Here is a 16,955-nt window from a genome sequence, read left to right as displayed (position 1 = left end):
ACATGAGAGTTGGAATCACGGGTCACCGCGGTCTGCCCCCCGAGGTCGAGCAAGAGGTACGCCGCGCCCTGGTCGAGGCGGTCAAGGCGTACGACCCCGCCGAGCTGGTCGGCTTGAGCTGCATCGCGGACGGACCCGACACCTGGTTCGCGCAGGCCGTCCTTGACCACGGCGGACAGATCGAGGTCGTGCTACCCGCCGAGCAGTACCGCGCCGACCTCCCCGACTGGCACCACCCCACGTACGACGAACTGCTGCGCCGCGCCGCAGCCGTGCACCGCACAGGCCTCGATGGCTCCGACTCTCAGGCCCACATGGCGGGCAGCGAACTCCTCGTCGACCAGGCCGACGAGCTACTCGCTGTCTGGGACGGACAACCAGCACGCGGATACGGCGGCACGGCGGACGTGGTCGTCTACGCCGAGGGCAGGAGGGTCCCGTTGCGTGTGCTCTGGCCCGAGGGCGCGACGAGAGACTGAATACTCCCAGTCGCGAAGACCACATCCACCGGTCGCAGCGGAACTGAGCCTCATGAAGAAGGAGCGAAGCTGACACCAGACTGGGAAGACGGTCCCTCCAAGAGACAACGGGCCTACGTGGGGATCCGAGTTACTCAGGTCCGCGGTTGCTTGTCGTGCGGCATCTACGCACGGCGCTGCATCTCGCGCCAACTCCAACCGCGCCGTACTCCGCCTCTCGGGGGGGGCAAGAGCCACCGGGATTGAGGCATTCCATCTCGGTGTGCGGCTAGCTGTCGACCTTAATCCGTCCGCCTGGTGGGATGTTCTGCGCCATGGAAATGACGAAGGCCGGTGTCATGGACGGCCGTTCAGTGTCTATGCACCCTGAACTTGCAGCCCATGGGCAGGGAGAACCGAGCCGCAGGTTATGTAACTGACAGCTACGAGCCGTCACTTGTAGCTATGACTCAAGGTGAACAGTCGGGTATGAGAGTTGCGGCCACCACTTCAAAGGGGAAGCTTTTGCGGCTTTTGAACCAAAGGAGATTTCGTTGCGAAAGCAAAATCCACCCAATAGATGTCATCCACTTGGGGGAAACCGAGACGCCTGTTGACCGTGACGCACAGGGCATCTACCTGCAACAACGGGCAGATGACCCTCAGTACATAGCTATTGCGCAGCCTGGCGTTTGCGGAATCTCGCCCCTTCGGCCGCTTGTATGATTGGCCAGGCTTCATTCGCTTCCCCTTGAACTCAACTTAGGAGTAAGTGAGTTCGAGGATTCCGGCCCGCTGAAGAGGCGCCGGTTGATCAGTCCCGTGAGGCTGACAGGGGGAGAGGGGAGGTGGTGCGATGAGCTCCGAGGTGGAGGTGCGCCGCAGGTGGACCGGCCCTGAAAAGTGGACGGTTGGCTTGGCGGCTGTGACTCTACTGGTGGCGATCATCGCCTTGGCGGTTCAGTTCACTCAGTAACACTGAGTACCGCCCGAGGACCCGGCCGAGCCGAGCAGCTGCACACCATGCAGCGAGCCCGGTCTCTTGGTGATCGACCGGGCTCGTGAACTGCGTAGGGGGGCCTGACCGGGGTAGGAGCCGGGAGGGCCCTCCGTCGCTCCCGTCGCGATTCGCAAGCAAACTATTTTGCTTACAGATTCCATTCAACGGACGACAACTAGGACTATACAACGCGACGTTGTCATCCACACAGGTAGGTGGAAGACCTGAAGAGACGGGTAGCCACCTGGCCTGCGGTCACGCCATGGGTCGGCGCGAGGTTGTCGAGGTCGAGGCGGGTACCGCTGTCGGGACACGGGCACGAAGAGCGAGACCATGCCCCGACAGGGGCCGAGCCGTCTGTCGGGCCCTGGTCCGTCACTGATCCAAGAGCGTGAGGGCATTGCATGCCTCGCGGCGGCGTGCCTGTACATCGTGGATACGGTGAAGCAGGTACGAGGACTCCATATCCGGTACACGTCTTTATGGAGTGGCGTGGTTGCGAACGCGTCGCCTTCGCGAAAGTGACGAATGGTGGTGATCAGAGCCAACCGAACCGGGAGCGCCCGACGAGTCCCAAGCTGCTGTCAGTGATCCGTAGTACCCGCGCACGCGCGCGCAAGGCGCGACCGGTCGCGCCTCATTCACACCAGGGACTCCGGGGGCGTAGGGGACACCCTGCCGGGTCTGCTCTCTACAACCTTCCCCCTCCCCTGGAGAGGAACAGAGAAGAGGGGGTGCTACAGCGTCCCCCTCGTCCCCACACTCGGCTCAACGGGCAGATTAGGCGCACGATTCAGTCCGCCCCCCGCGGGGGGCCGTCCCCCGTCGGTGACACCGCGTCCCCTCCCATGATCACGTCGCCCCCATCACACACGACCGCCCCGGCAGCATCGAGCCAACCGGCGCGGTTGTACGGGTATCGAGCTACGCGGCGGCCATGATCGTGTAGCGCCTGCCGTTCTTCTTGCTCGTCGGGGCGGTGATGGCGATGCCTCGGGCTCGGAGCGCCAGCGCGGTCTACCTGAGGCGTTGGCTCAGGACCGCTGCGGTGCGCGGCCACCGGTCGGTGCTGCCGCCGACTCGGGCTGTGAGTACATCGAGCAGCTCGGTCATGGTTCCTGTCCAGCCACCAACGGGGAACATCGACGAGCCGACCCAGTCGCGCAGCGTGGCGGTAACGGGCTGACCGTCGAGCACAGCGTCGACCAAGTCGTCCTGCGCCCCGTAGAAGGTGTTCAGCCCTTGCCATCCAGTGACACGGTCGATCGCGTGCAGCAGCACCGCGAAGTCGGCCATGCGAGCAAGGCGGGTCAAGTCTGCTGCTGCCGGGAGATCGGCCCAGACCTCATCGGCGAGGTCGAGCAACGCCCCGAGGACTTCCGGGCGCGCCCCCTCGTACGCACCCCTCAGAGCGGCGGCCGTGCGCCTCTGGGTAATCGGCAGCAGTTCGAGCGGCGTCATGCGCTCGGCCAGGTCATTGCGCAGTGCGCCGATGTCAATGCCGGTGAGCAGTACAGGCCGTTGATAGACCAGTAGGCTCACGTCATCGTCGCTGTACAGAGCTCGACTCACCTGCGCGTCGCCTGTGACGACGCGACACAGCGCGTCCGACAGACAGCCCGGTACGCCCGAGAGGTTGCCGAGCGCGAGCATCCATCTGGCAGCCACCGGTACGCAGAGGTTCGAGCGCGAGCACGATCAGCCTCGACGACGACACCGTGAGCGTCCTGCGGGCCCACCGGGTCCGACAGAACAAGGAGCGGCTCAAGGCCGGGGCAGCCTGGCAGGCCACTGGGAAGGTCTTCGTCCAGGAAGACGGTTCCTGGCTGCGCCCCGACACCGTGTCTAGGGAGTTCCGGCGCGTGTCCGACGAGGTCGGCCTCCCGCCGATCAATCTCCGTGACCTGCGACACTCGACGATCACGCTCACGTCGGACACGTACACGAGCCTGATGCCGCAGGTGGACAAGGCCGCCGCTGAGGCAGCCGCACGACTCGTCCCTCGGGCCCGTCCCGCGGTCGCAGCGAACACGGCCAGCGACACCACCGCTCCCGCATCTCTCCCGCACGAGGGGTGAAACGACGAAGCGCCCCGACCGGCCGAAGCCAGGCGAGGCGCTAAGTAGCAGGTCAGAGGGGTTCTCCTCCGCCTACAGCAGGTAGGCCATGTCGGACTCGAACCGACAACCAACGGATTAAAAGTCCGCTGCTCTGCCAATTGAGCTAATGGCCCTTGGCACAACACCCCCGAGCATAGCCCGCCGGGGCCCGTCGGCCGATCGGGTATCGGTCGACGGGGCCCGGCGCGGCCCGGAAAGCGGGGAGTGCGGGGGCGTGTGCGGGGCGCGGGGCGGGGCTAGTACAGGCCCTCGTACGGCTGCCAGCCCGTGCCGAGCACCGCCGTCGCGCCGAACGTTCCCCGGCCCGTGCCGAGGTTGCGCAGCAGGCGGCCGCTGGTGTCGCGGGTCAGCAGGTCGTTGGTGCCGTTCGCGTCCAGGTCGCCGACGCCGACGAAGGCGTTGCGGTTCGCGGCCCACTTCGCGCCGTGGGCCAGGACGCCGGGCCTGACCGTGGCGGAGCCGTCCGCGCGGGTGCGGCCCTCGTAGCGCCAGAGGTTGTCGGCCTTGTCGACCGCGAGCAGGTCACCGACGCCGTCGCCGTTCAGGTCGCCCGCGCCGATCACCGCGCGGAAGCCCGTCCACTTCGAGCCGATCTTGACCCCGGGCCGCAGGCCGCCCGTCGCCGTCGTCGCGTAGAGGTAGACGTCACCGGTCGTGCGCTGGCGGGCCACCAGGTCCGGGCGGCCGTCGCCCGTCATGTCGCCGGGGGCGGTCAGGACGTCGAAGGCGCTGAAGCCGCGGCCGATCCTGACCCGGGCGCCGCCCGGACGCGGCAGGCCGCGGCCCTCGGCGTAGCGGTAGAGGTCGCCCGCCGTGGTGCGCACCAGCAGGTCGTTGGCGCCGTCGCGGTCCACGTCGCCGAGCGCGACGACGTGGTTGACGCCCGACCAGCCGGCGGAGGGGATGCCGCGGTTCATGCCGGGCCCCTGGTGGGCGCTGAGCTCGCCCTGCCGCCGCGTCAGCAGCTCGGGCTCGCCGTCGCCGTCGTGGTCCCGGAACGGCGCGGTGCCGCCCTGCGCCCGCACCACACCGGAGGTCACCGCGCGCGTCCCCGCGCCGTCGCCCGCGTCCGCGCTCAGCGTCCAGGCGTACGGGCCGTTGACGACCGGCTTCCCGTCGGCGTCCTTGCCGTCCCAGCCCGCCTTCAGCACGGCCCCCTCAGGGGTGGTGACCGTGCCGGAGACGGTACGGACGGTCCTGCCCGTGCGCTGCTCCTTCAGGGCGAGGCTCCAGCGCGCCACGGGCCGCGACAGCAGCCACTCCGGCGCCCAGGCGGCCTGCCCGCCCCCGCGGCCGCCGAAGTCGGCCGCGCCGTCGACCCGCGCGTCCACGACGCCCACCGCCGAGCGCGGGACGGTCACCGGCTTGATGTGGATGCGCTGCTGCGCGTCGGTGTACGCGACGTGGCCGCCGAACCTGTCGACGGTCCAGCCGATGCCGCGCCCCGCGGAGTCCGACGGCGGGGCGTCGGAGAACACGCGCGTCGTCACGGGCGCGTCGCCGCCCTCGTGGAAGTCGGTGAGCACCAGCTTGTTCAGCGTCTTGTCGTTCCGTACGAGATAGCCGTCGCCCAGCAGCACCTCGCCGTTCCTGGGGACCGCCTTCGACACGCGGGTCTTGCTGTCCCAGACTCCGGCCTTCGACGTGCCGCACACCCAGTAGACCCAGCGGCCCACCACCTGGAGTTCGGTGGGGGAGCAGCCGGAGCCGAGCGGGAAGTCGGCGGAGTTCTTCTTCGTCGCGAGGTTCGTCCAGCTCACCGTCCCGGACGTCCTGCCGGGCTTCCACAGGAGCGGGCCCCAGAGCGCCGCCGCGGTCTGCGAGCGGGTGAGGACGACGCCGGTCTCGCCGTGCTGCTCGAAGTCGGCGACGTACTGACGGCCGTCGTCGCTGTTGGTGACCGTGTAGCGGCCCGTCCCCGCGACGAGGCTGCCCGGTCCGCCGAGGTGGACGGTCTTGGCGGTGGAGGTGGAGAGGGGCGCGCTCACGCCCCAGTCCGTGCCGTGCGCCACCAGCCCGTCGCCCAAGGAGCGCAGGCCGCCGTAGGAGTTGCCGTAGTAGCTGCGCACCCGTCGCTCGCCCGGTACGGGCGTGCCGGACAGCGCGGTGTCCCGCTCGTACAGGGCCCTGGTGGAAGAGCCCTCCGAGTCGGCGACGTAGTGGAGGCGACCGGCGCCCAGCGCCAGTTCCTGGACCTTCGTCGGGATCGGGGCGACCGTCTGCAACCGGGTGAGGACCGGCTCCCCGTCCGGCCCGGTGGTGATCCGCCGCACGGCCCAGTCGCTCGCCTTGGTGCCGCCGACCGCCATGGCGCCGCCGGGCGCGGGGATCAGCTCCTCGGAGGCCTGCGGCAGCAGTTCGCGCGCCTCGCCGCCGCCGACCGGCACCGACTGGAGCTTGTAGCCCGCCCTGGTCCCCTCCCAGCCCGGGTCGATGAGCTTGCGGAACACGATCCGGTCGCCGACGGCCACGGCCACGGTGAACGGGCGCTCGCCCGGGGTCTGGGCGGGCAGCGGCGTCCGCGTCGGCGTCGCCGACGGGTCGTCGCGCGGCACCGTCCGGACGACCCCGCCCTCGTCGTTCTCGGCCCACAGCACCAGGTGCTCGTCGCCCATGGACCTGATGTCCGAGAACCGTGCGTTGGACACGGGGCGCAGCTTCCCCGTGGCGTAGTCCAGGTAGAAGCGCTGGCGCGCCTCGCCCTCCAGGTGGAAGTCGAGGAACGCCCCTTCGAGGTCCTGGAGGTGGGTCGGCCAGACGCGTTCCGCCCCGGCGGGGAAGCCCGTGACCGGGGTCTCCACGACCGTGTCGCCCGTCTTGCGCAGGATGCTCAGTCCGGTGATCCCCGTGTCCGGCACCCTGGCCACCGTCACGGTGTCCGCGGTGTACACGACGGCCATGTCGTCCGCCTGGAAGTCGAACTCCGTGACGGCTCCGGTGGCGAGGGAGCGGATGCTCGCCCGGTAGCCGCTCTCGCCGTAGGTCTCCGTGACGCGGAGACCCGAGTGGTCCAAGTTCCGGTCCGGGCGCGTCGTCGGCCGGGTCTCGCCGGTGGCGGAGTCCGTCCAGAAGTACTTGTCGCTGCCCTCCTGCCTGGATACGTATCCGGTGCTTCCCGCGTCCGACAGGTGCACGGAGCGGGGCGCGCGGCGGGCTTCCGCCGGGATCACGACCTCTTCGGGTGCGGCGGAGGCGGACGCGGAGGAGGCGGGCGCGGAGGAGGGAGAGGAGGCGGCGGAGGCGGCGGCGGGTGCGGCGGACACCGTGGTCTTCGTTCCCGTGTCCGCCGCGACGGCCGTGCCGGGGGCGGCCAGGAACGGGGCGCCGCTCGCGGCGAGTGCGACGGCGGTGGCCGTCAGCCGGATCCTCCGGTGCGGGCGTCTCGTGCTCGGCGTTCTCATGCTGTGTGTCATTCCGTTTCGTCGGACCGAGGCTTCGTTTCGTCGGACCGGAGGGTGGGGTGGTGTGGTGGGGCGCCGGACCGGAGGGTGCGGTGGGCGCCGGTCAGGACGCAGGAGTCAGGCGTCAGGAAACGGAGCGGTACTTCTGCCAGCCCGCGCCGATCCGTACGGTCGGGCGCAGGGCACCCGCCCCGGTCACGTAGTTGCGCAGCAGGTGACCCGCGGCGTTGCGGGAGACCAGGTCGGGAACGCCGTCCTTGTTGAGGTCGCCCGCGCCGACGAAGGCGTTGCGGCCCTTGGCCCAGCCGCCGCCTGCCACCAGGACGCGCGGCTTCAGCGAGCCGGAGGCCGCACCGGCGTACCGCCAGAGGTTGTCGGCCCTGTCCACCGCGTACACGTCCGCGACGCCGTCGCCCGTCACGTCGCCCGCGCCGAACACCGCGCGGTAGCCGGTCCACTTGGCGCCGATCTTCCCGCGCGCCTTGAGGCCGCCCGCGGCGTTGTTGGCGAACAGGTACAGGTCGCCGGTCGTGCGCTGCCTGGCCACCAGGTCCGCACGGCCGTCGCCGGTCAGGTCGCCGGGCGACATCAGGACGTCGTACTGGTTCCAGCCGGTGCCGAGCTGTCGCTCCTCGGAGCCGTTGAACACGAACCCGCCGTGGCAGTTGAGCGTGAGGGAGGTGAGCTTGCCGCCGGGACGGCGCAACAGCGCGTCGTTGCAGGTGTCGCCGTTCAGGTCGCTGAAGGGCACCACCGCTTCGTAGGTGCTGGCCAGGTAGCTGCTGTCGACCACGATGCCGCCGCGGCCGTTGCCCCGGTGGACCTTCAGCTCCCGCGTCCCGGCGGCGCCGCCGGGGCCGTCGAGCGTCAGCAGGTCGCCGACCCCGTCGTTCGGGCCGGAGAAGTCCCGCCAGGGCGCCGTGCCCGCCACCTTGAGCCGGCCGCCGCGCACGAGCGGCGCGCCCTGCCCGTCGGCGGGGAGGACCGTCAGGGTCCAGTCGTACGAGCCCTTGACGGCCTGGTTGCCCTTCGCGTCCTTGGCGTCCCACACCGGCGTGAGCCTGCCGCGGGTCTCCCCGCCGGTCAGCGTCCGCACCGCCCTGCCGGTGATCGCGTCCTTGAAGGCGAGCGTCCAGCGGGCGGCGGGCTTGGACAGCACCGCGTCCACCGGGACGACGAGGTTGGCCGAGACGGCGGGGGACTCGTCGGTCAGGGTCAGCGGCTGCGCGGGGACGCCGGAGGGCACCACGTGCACCCGCTCCTGTGCGTCCGCGTACGCGACGTGTCCGCCGAACCGGTCCACGCTCCAGCGCACGTGGCGCTGCGGTGCCCCGGTGTCGGGCAGGTCGCCGATCGTGCGGCTCTCGGCCGAGCCGGTCGCCACACCGGTCAGGACGAGCTTCCCCGCGCCCTTGTCGTGCGTGACCACGAAGCCGTCGCCGAGCAGTGCCTCGCCCGGAGGGACGGGCACGGACTTCTTCGCCGTACGGTCGTAGACCCCGGCCGGGCCGCCGTCGGCGCAGTTCCAGTAGATCCAGCGGCCGACCGTCTGGAGTTCGGCGGGGACGCAGCCCGAGCCCGTGGCGACGGTCTCGGTGACCCTCTTGGTGGCGAGGTCGAGCGCGGTGACGCTGCCCGCGCCGGTGCCCGGGGCCCACAGCTTCCCGTCCCAGAGCGAGGCCGCCGTGCCCGGCCGTTGCAGGACGGGCACGCTGCGGAACGTGTCGTAGACGGTCTGCGCGCCCGTCTTCGCCCCGGCGTGGAGGGCGTAGTGCCCCGCGGCCGAGGTGACGGCGCCGTACTCGGGCGTGGTGAGGGAGTCGTGGTACTCGCCCCTGCCCGACCAGAGCCGGCCGGTCCCGTCGCCCAGCGGGTCCTCGCGGACGAACCCGCCGCCGCCCGCGCCGCGCAGCGAGCGGCACTCGTGGTCGGCCGCCGCGCAGTCCGTCGGGCCCATGTGGAGCGACCAGAGCGCCTCGCGCGGGCCGGGGACCGGCGTTCCCGCGGCGGCAAGGGGGCGGACGTAGTCGAGCCGCCGCCCTGTCGGTGCGCTGTCGTCGGTGACGGCGAGGAAGCCGTCGGAGAGCGCGAGTCCGTCGATCCGGGCGGAGACCGGCGGCAGCCGCTTGATCTGCGTGACGACGGGCCTGCCCGTCGCGTCGGGGGCGATGCGGCGGATGCCCCAGTCGGCGGGGGACGTGCCGCCGACGGTGACGGCGGTGCCGCCGGGGGCCGCCGCCAGCGCACCGGCGGCGCTCCGGCCGGGCAGCAGCGTCCGGGGGCCGCCGTCGAGCGGCACGACCTGGAGGCGCGTGTCCCACTCGTGGACGATCTGGCGCACCAGCGAGTCGCCCACCAGCGCCAGTTGGTGCGTCGGCTTCGACGGGCCAGGGGCGCTCATGGTCACCGTGGACGGCTTCGCCGAGAGGTCGGCGCGGGGCGACACCGTCAGGGTGGCGTTGTCCAGGCCGTACGCCACGAGGTACGTGGGCGAGAGCATGGCGAACCGGTAGTCGTCGGTGAGCGGCGCGGTGACCCCTTCGAAGCGTCCCGTCTCCGCGTCCACCACGAACATCCGGCGCGTGCCGTCCAGCCGCCCGATGAAGACGATCGCACCGGAGTCGGCCGTGACGGGCTCGCCGGTCGTCGCGCCCTCGGGCAGCCCGTTCAGCGTCGCGTCACGGGTCGTGCCGTCGGCCTGCGGGGTGAGCAGGTGTTTGACGGAGCGGGCGCCGTCGGCCGACGTGACGTGCGCGACGACGGTCGATCCGTACGTGCCCGCGTACCGCGCCCCCTCCGGGAGCGTGACCACCCTGGTGGTGCCGGTGGCCGCGTCGCGCAGTTCGACCCGGCCGTTCCCGACGTGTGCGAGCACGTCGCTGCCCGTCGGCTCGACCTTGACGCCGGGTCCCGGCGCGGCGACGGGGAAGGACCTGCCGTCCGCGTACCGCGTCCACTGGCGACCTGCCAGCCCCTCCTCGGTGTGGAACACGCCCAGCGCGCCCGCGCCGTCTCCGGGGCCCGACCTTCCGGGGTACGCGAGTTCGGCGGCCCTGGCCGAGGGCCGCAGCGTCTCGGGAACCACGACCTCGGCGGGTGCGGCGGACGGACCGGTTCCCGGTGCGGCGGTCTCCCCGGGCGCGGCGAGTGCGGCCGGGCCGCCCGTCGGGCCGAGACCGGCGGCGAACGCCACGGCCAGCACGGTGGAAACGCCGGCACGCAGCAGCGCATGACGGTTCAAAAGGAGCCCCTCCCCAGGTGCCCGTAAAGGCGTGGGAGGGCTCGACGGCCGCGCTTCGGGCGTGACGCGCCCGGTCCGGCCCCCCCCTTGCCGTGCCCCCACCACAAGTGGGCGGAGCGTAACAGCCGCCTCATGGGCAACGGAAGGGGTTTTCGAACCTGTTCAAATCACTGTGCCGTACGTCCCGGACGGCACCGCTCCGTACGACCGTCCGTACGAAGCGGCACGAGCCCGTCCGTACAGAGCGGCACAAGCCCGTCCGTACAGAGCGGCACGAGCCCGTCCGTACAGAGCGGCACGAGCCCGTCCGTACGGCTCAGTGGATGCTGCCGTACTGCTGCCACCCGGCCCCGACCTGCACCGTCCCGCCGAACGACCCCTTGCCGTCGCCCGCGTTGCGCAGCAGCTCGCCGGTCGGGCGGCGGGAGATCAGGTCCGCCCTGCCGTCCCCGGTCACGTCCCCGACGCCGACGAACTCCGCGCGGTTCACGCCCCAGTTCTTGCCGTACACCAGCGCTCCGGGCTTCAGCGCGCCGCTCTTCGTGCCGTCGAACCGCCACAGCGAGTTCGCCCTGTCGACCGCGAGCAGGTCGCCGACGCCGTCGCCGTTCAGGTCGCCCGCGCCGATCACCGCGCGGTAGCCCGTCCACTTCGAGGCGATCTTGACCCCGGGCTTCAGGCGGCCCGTCGCGGTGGTCGCGTACAGGTACACGTCACCGGTCGCCCGCTGCCGCGCCACCAGGTCCGGCAGCCCGTCCCCCGTCATGTCCCCCGCCGTGGTCAGCACGTCGAAGGAGTTGAAGCCCGCGCCGATCCGCACGCGCGGCGCCTTCGCGGACGGCAGGCCCACGCACTTGCCGGAGACGGCGGACAGTTCGCCCTTCGTGTCCCGTACGACGAGGTCGTTGCAGCCGTCGCCGTCCAGGTCGCCGAACGGCACGACCGCGGTGACGCCCGCCCAGCCGCCGGAACCGGTGACCACGCGGCCCGAGGTCCCGGTCCTGTCCGTGATTTCCTCGTGCGAGGTGAGCTCCGCGCCGCGCTTGGCGATCAGCTCGGGAACGCCGTTCCCGTCGAGGTCGCGGTACGGCGTGGCGCCGCCGGTCACCGTGAACTTCCCGGAGCCCGCCGTGCGCGCCCCCGTGCCGTCGCCCGGGTCGACGCTCAGCGTCCAGCTGTGCGTCCCGCCGGCCGCCCGCTTGCCCCCGGCGTCCTTCACGTCCCAGCTCGCCTTGATCCGGGCGCCGTCGGGCGTCGCGGACGCCCCCGACAGCGTCCGCACCGTGCGGCCCGCCGCGTCCTTGACCGTGACGCTCCAGCGCGCCGCCGGGCGGCTCAGCAGCCAGCTGCCGTTCCAGGTGTTCTCGTCGTCCCGCGGGGAGTTCGCCGCGACCCAGATGTCCGCGTCCGACTCCACCGGGCCGATCGAGGAGCGCGGCACGGTCACGGGCCGCACGTGGACGCGCTGCTGCGCGTCCACGTACGCGACGCCCCCGCCGAACTTGTCGACGGTCCAGCCCGTGCCGCGCCCGGCGCCCGCCGGGACCTCGGCGAACGCCGACGTCTTCGCGGGGCCCGTACCCGTGTGGAAGTCGGTGAGCATCAGCTTGCCCGCCGCACTGTCGTTCCGTACGAGGAAGCCGTCGCCCAGCAGCGCCTCACCGGACGGCACTGCGGTCGACGTGCGGGTCTTCTGGTCCCACACGCCCGCCTTGCCGCCCGCGCCGCAGGCCCAGTAGATCCAGCGGCCCACGGCCTGGAGTTCGCTGGGCGCGCAGCCCGAGCCGAGCGGGAAGTCGACGGAGTTCTTCTTCGTCGCGAGGTTCGTCCAGCTCACCGTCCCCGCCTTCGCGCCCGGCTTCCACAGCGTGGCGCCCCACACCGACGCGGCGCTCGCCGCGCGCGTCAGCTCGATGCCGTAGTACTTCATGTCACCGATGCGCTGCTTGCCGTCGGGGCCGTTCGAAACGGTGTAGCGGCCGGTGGCGTCGATCAGCTCGCCGGGCGCGTCCAGCATCCGCAGTCCGTTGCGGCTGATCGGGGCGACGACCGCGGATCCGTTGGAGTACGCGGACGAGCCGTCGCCCAGCGCGCGCAGACCCGTCGCGCGGTCGTTGAAGAGCGCGTACTTGAGGACCGGGGAGCCGGACAGCGCGCCGCCGGGCGTGAAGTCCTGCTCGTACAGGCCGGTGTCCGGCGCGGCGTCCGCCGCGCTGAGGAAGCTGAGCCGTCCGCCGCCCAGCGCCAGCGCCTCGATCTTCGCGACGACCGGTTCGACCTTCCGTACGGTGGTGAGTTCGGGCACCCCGCCGGGCGCCGCCTTCACCTCGCGCACCGCCCAGTCGTTCGCGCCCGTGCCGCCCGTGACCAGCGCGCGGCCGTCCGCGGTCTGCGCGAGCGCCTCGTGCGCGTGGCGCAGCAGTTCGCGGGGCTCGCCGCCGCCCACGGGCACGGCCAGCAGACGGCCGCCCGCGCGGTACTGTTTCGCGGGCGCGCTCTGCGCCTTGGCGACCAGGATCCAGTCGCCCACCGACCCGTACTTCCCGTGCGCCATCTCGGGTCCGGACGGTTCGGGCAGCGGGGTGCTCACGGGAGCGGCGGTCGGGTCGGCGCGGTCGATCGTCAGGACGGAGGAGTGGCCGCCCACGGCCCTCAGCACATGGCGCTCGCCCATGACCACGATCGTGCTCGCGAAGCCCCTCGGCAGTTCGGTGACCCGTCCGGTCGCGAAATCGAGCAGCCCCGCCGTCGTACCGCCGTTCTCGGCGGTACGGCCCAGCGTCAGCACGGCGCCCCTGCCGTCCTGGGCCTCCGGCAGCGTACGGGCGAACGCGACGCCCTGCGGAATGCCGGTGACGGGCCGGGCGGTGCCCTGCGCGTCGACCATGACGGGAGCGGTGAGCAGGCCGTCCACCACGCGGTACGCCAGCACCTCGTCGGCCGTGAAGACCAGCGAGGCCCAGCGGTGGCCGTCGGGCAGCGGCACCTCGGTGGCCTTGCCGGTGACCAGTTCGGTGATCGTCACGGTCCTGGAGACCACGGCGCCGTCGGCGTCCTTGGTGACCTTCTCGCTCGCCCGCAGCCCGTCGTGACCGCGCGAGTGGTCGTCCACCGCCTGCTTGGTCTCCCCGGACGCGTAATCGGTCCACAGCAGGCCCCCGCGCCCCTCCTGGCGGTGCAGGTAGCCGTCGCGCGTGGCCTCGGTGACCCGGTCGGCGCGCGGCAGGAAGCGGGTACCGGCCGGAACGACGGCGCCGCCGTCCGCGGAGGCGCCGGGAGCGGCGGAGTCGGGAGCGGCGGGGTCGGCGAGCGCGGCGGGCGCGGTGACCGCGCAGAGTCCGGCGCCCACCGAGAGCACGACGGCGGTGGCGGCGGCGCGGCGCAGCGCGGAGCGGTGGCGTATCAAGGGGTCTCTCCCGGGAGCTGTACGGAACTGCCGGCAGGTCCCCTGTGGTGCACACTCCCCGCAATTTTACTTGCACTTTAACATCGGTCGAAGGTGCGAAAAACGCCCGGACCCGGCCGGGAAGGCCGGGTCCGGGCGTCCGGACCGTGCGCGCGTCCTAGAACAGGCCCCGGTACGCCTGCCAGCCGCCCGCCAGCTTCACCGTGCCGCCGAACGACCCCCTGCCGTTGCCGTTGTTGCGCAGCAGCTCGCCCGTCGTCTTGCGGGAGACCAGGTCCGCCTTGCCGTCCCCGGTGACGTCACCGACGCCGAGGAAGACGTTGCGGCCCGCGCCCCAGTTCGCGGCGAAGACCTTCACGGGCGCCTTCAGCGAGCCGCCCGCCCTGCCGTCGTACCGCCACAGGTTGTTCGCGTTGTCCACGGCCAGGACGTCCGCGACGCCGTCGCCCGTCAGGTCGCCCGAGCCGAAGACCGCCCGGTGGCCCTTCCACGCGGCGCCGACCTTCACCGCGGCGGTCAGCCCGCCCCTGCCGTTGTCGGAGTACCGGTAGACGTCACCGGTCGCCCTCTGCCGCGCCAGCAGGTCGGGGCGGCCGTCGCCGGTCAGGTCGCCGGGCGAGGTCAGCAGGTCGAACCCGCCCCACGCCGCGCCCAGCACCTTGTACGCGCCGCTCGCCGACAGGGACGCGCCGCACGCCGGGTAGTGGACGCGCAGCTGGCCCGCGGGGAGCCGGACGAGCACGTCGTTGCAGCCGTCGTCGTTCATGTCGGCGAACGGCACCATGACCGTGCCCGCCGCCCAGGAGCCGCCGCCGGCCGCACCGGCCGCGAACGCGCCCTTGCCGTCGCCGTAGTGGAACTGCGCCTTGCCCGCCGAGGTCAGCGTCAGCAGGTCCCTGGCCCCGTCCGGCTTCCCGCCGCCGAGCCGCCCGTGGTCGCGCCACTGGGCAGCCGGGTCGGCGCCGCCGCTCAGCGCGATCGCGCCCTGCCGGACCAGGGCCGCGCCCTGCCCGTCCGCCGGGGTCGCCGTCAGGGTCCAGGCGTACGCGCCGTTGAGCGCCTTCTTGCCGTTGGCGCCCTTGCCGTCCCAGACCGGCGCGAGCAGCCCGCGCGCATCGGTGCCGGTGAGGGTGCGGACGACCGCGCCGCTCGCCTTGTTCTTGAACTCCAGCTTCCAGGAGCCGACCTGCTTCGACGTCCACCAGCGCGCCTTCCAGGACGCACCGGACGCGAGGTCGACGGCTGTCGGCACCTCTTCGTCGAGCGCGGCCAGCGGGGAGGCCGGTACGCCGGAAGGAACGACGCGGACGGACTGGTCGCCCAGCGCGAGGGCGACCGAGGAACCGTACGGATCGACGTCCCAGGTGCCGTACGGCTGGATGTCCTGGTTCGGATGGCCCAGCGAACGGGTGCCGTCCGTGCCCCGGAAGTCCGTGAGGTTGAGTTCGCCGTCCTTCAGCCAGGCGACGTACCCGTCACCGAGCTTGGCGTAACCGGGCTCGTGCCAGGGAAGCGGGGTGTTCTGCTCGGTCGTCAGGTCGTACGCGCCCGCCTTGGCGCCGCACGACCAGTACAGGCCGGTGGAGTTGGCCTGGAGCTGGTTGATGTCGCAGTCCGCGAGGGTGACGCTGCGCAGCGCCCTGCCCGTGCGCACGTCGACCGCGTCCACCTTGCCGGGCGCGCTCTCGGTCCACAGGGTGGGGCCGAACAGGGCGTAGTCGCGGGCGACGGGGACCTGGACGACGGGGCCCGTGTGGACCGGCTTGCCGGTGTCGATGTCGAAGACGAAGAGCTTCTGGCCGTCCTCGGTGTAGTTCCGCACGAGCGCGTACCGCCCCGAGACCTGCACGTCGCTGTTGTACGCGTACGCGGAGGACTCGACCGCGAGCCTGCCGGGCAGCGTGCCGCCCTGTTCGACGACGCGCAGCCCGTCGTCCGTCTTGTGGACGAGGCGCCCGTCGCCCGTGGCCAGGTACTCGGCGGCCCAGGCTCCGAAGCCGCGCTCCGTACGGGGACCGGCGGTGGGCGGCACGGTGGCCGAGACGTCGATGCCGCGCAGCCAGACCTTGGTGAGCGGGGCGCCCTGCACCCGCTCGGACAGGTCGAGGTGGCCCTGCGCGAAGGTGAGGGCGTGCACCGTCGGCCTGACGAGGGGCGCGGTGGCGACCGGCTTGACGGTGTACCCGTTGCCGGACGGGACGACCGCGACGGTCTCCAGGCCCGTGGCGCCACCCTGCCGGACGACCAGGACGCCCTTGTCGGTCGGCCTGGTCTCGGCGGTGCCCGCCGCCTTGTCGAACAGGGTGATCTCGTTGCCGCCCGCCAGCGGGACGAGGACGACCTTGTGGTCGAACGCGGTCGGATCGGCGCTGCCCGCCGCCGGCCCACGGGCGATCACGGCGTAGTTGCCGGCGAGCCCGAGGAGGTGCCCCGTGGCGTACCCGGGGAGCGCGTGGCGCTGGATGCCCGGATTGAGGCCGAAGGTGGTGACGAAGAGCGTGCCGCCGCCCTCAGGGGTCCACTGCGCGACGTAGTCGCCGCTGGACTTGATGGGGTACGGGCGGCCCGACGCGTCGCCGTACACGGTGCCGCCGAACGTGCCGCCGCGGGTCGCCCAGCCGTACGTCCACGCGTCGCCCTGCTTGTACGCGGCGGCGACGCGGTCGGTCCTGTTGACGCTCCAGACCCTGGTCTCGCTCGCGCCGGACGGCACGGACACCGGCCCGCGGCTGCCCGCCTCGAAGAATTCGATGCCGGCGGACGAGCTGCTCGACGAGTTCCGCGCGAAGTACGCCACTTCCCCGGCGACGCCGTCGACCCGGCTGCCCGCCATGAGGCGCTCCTGGCCGGTGGCCATGTTCCGCTGCACGACCCTGTTGCCGCTGAAGATCACGGTGTCCGAGCCGCCGATCCAGGCGGTGGACGTCTCGTACGGCAGCTCAAGGCGTTCCGTGGCGCCGTCGGCGTACTTCGTCCAGTAGTAGCCGCCGGAGACGTCGCCCCACAGGTAGCCGGTCGTCCCGGTGCCGACCACGTTGACGACCCCCGGGGTCGCCTGCTGCTGCGACGGGATCGTCAGCGGGTAGGGCGGCTCCGCCGCGACGGCCGACGAGGCCGGGGCAAGAGCCGTCAGAGGTGCGGCCACGCCCGTCGCGACGGCGACGGCGGCACGCACGAGTACTTGCTTTCTCAAGGTGTGGATCCCCCCACTCAATGGTGGGGTGACTGTAACAAGCCAAATCCAGAACCAAACAAGACTTACATCTCATCAACTCGATTGAATACGCACAGCAATTGAACGGAAACGGGCAGGGCCCGACCCCCTCCTG

7 protein-coding genes and 1 tRNA gene are annotated in these 16,955 nt (G+C 71.8%); 2 read left to right on the top strand and 6 right to left on the bottom strand.

Translation table 11 applies throughout. The features are described 5' to 3' along the window. Nucleotides 1–2 precede the first annotated feature (2 nt). Nucleotides 3–479 (top strand): hypothetical protein, encoded by a 477-nt coding sequence (locus ACIBNE_RS15240; protein ID WP_399271313.1) that lies wholly within the window; start codon nt 3–5, stop codon nt 477–479. Between the two features lie 1,996 nt (nt 480–2,475). Here ACIBNE_RS15240 and ACIBNE_RS15235 read toward each other — a convergent pair. Beyond that, the gene (locus ACIBNE_RS15235) at nt 2,476–3,111 is read right to left on the bottom strand and encodes a hypothetical protein (protein ID WP_399271314.1); all 636 of its coding nucleotides are present in this window, start codon (nt 3,109–3,111) and stop codon (nt 2,476–2,478) included. 65 nt (nt 3,112–3,176) lie between these two features. On the opposite strand from ACIBNE_RS15235, the gene ACIBNE_RS15230 reads away from it, so the two are divergent. After that, entirely contained in the window at nt 3,177–3,536 is a 360-nt protein-coding gene (locus tag ACIBNE_RS15230; RefSeq protein ID WP_399271315.1) for a hypothetical protein, read from the top strand. A gap of 82 nt (nt 3,537–3,618) precedes the next feature. Here the strand turns inward: ACIBNE_RS15230 and ACIBNE_RS15225 are convergent. From ACIBNE_RS15225 to ACIBNE_RS15205, 5 genes are all read right to left on the bottom strand, one after another. After that, nucleotides 3,619–3,691, bottom strand: a tRNA-Lys gene (locus tag ACIBNE_RS15225). A 123-nt stretch (nt 3,692–3,814) separates the two neighbouring features. Further along, complete coding sequence (locus ACIBNE_RS15220) at nt 3,815–6,979, bottom strand: FG-GAP repeat domain-containing protein (protein WP_399271316.1); 3,165 nt, start codon at nt 6,977–6,979, stop codon at nt 3,815–3,817. A gap of 124 nt (nt 6,980–7,103) precedes the next feature. Further along, the gene (locus ACIBNE_RS15215; RefSeq protein ID WP_399271317.1) at nt 7,104–10,220 is read right to left on the bottom strand and encodes an FG-GAP-like repeat-containing protein; all 3,117 of its coding nucleotides are present in this window, start codon (nt 10,218–10,220) and stop codon (nt 7,104–7,106) included. 316 nt (nt 10,221–10,536) lie between these two features. Then, nucleotides 10,537–13,626, bottom strand: coding sequence for an FG-GAP-like repeat-containing protein (locus ACIBNE_RS15210; RefSeq protein ID WP_399271318.1), 3,090 nt, complete (start codon nt 13,624–13,626; stop codon nt 10,537–10,539). A 157-nt stretch (nt 13,627–13,783) separates the two neighbouring features. Then, nucleotides 13,784–16,819, bottom strand: coding sequence for an FG-GAP-like repeat-containing protein (locus ACIBNE_RS15205; RefSeq protein ID WP_399271319.1), 3,036 nt, complete (start codon nt 16,817–16,819; stop codon nt 13,784–13,786). Nucleotides 16,820–16,955 lie beyond the last annotated feature (136 nt).

The sequence above is a fragment of the Streptomyces sp. NPDC050504 genome (genome assembly GCF_044458065.1).
In the GTDB taxonomy this organism is placed as follows: domain Bacteria; phylum Actinomycetota; class Actinomycetes; order Streptomycetales; family Streptomycetaceae; genus Streptomyces.
This window is presented reverse-complemented; position numbering and strand designations above follow the sequence as displayed.

What these genes read in the sequence shown, in the direction of transcription:
- ACIBNE_RS15240 (WP_399271313.1), top strand. Translation starts at nt 3, where the DNA reads ATGAGAGTTGGAATCACGGGTCACCGCGGTCTGCCCCCCGAGGTCGAG.
- ACIBNE_RS15235 (WP_399271314.1), bottom strand. Translation starts at nt 3,111, where the DNA reads ATGCTCGCGCTCGGCAACCTCTCGGGCGTACCGGGCTGTCTGTCGGAC.
- ACIBNE_RS15220 (WP_399271316.1), bottom strand. Translation starts at nt 6,979, where the DNA reads ATGAGAACGCCGAGCACGAGACGCCCGCACCGGAGGATCCGGCTGACG.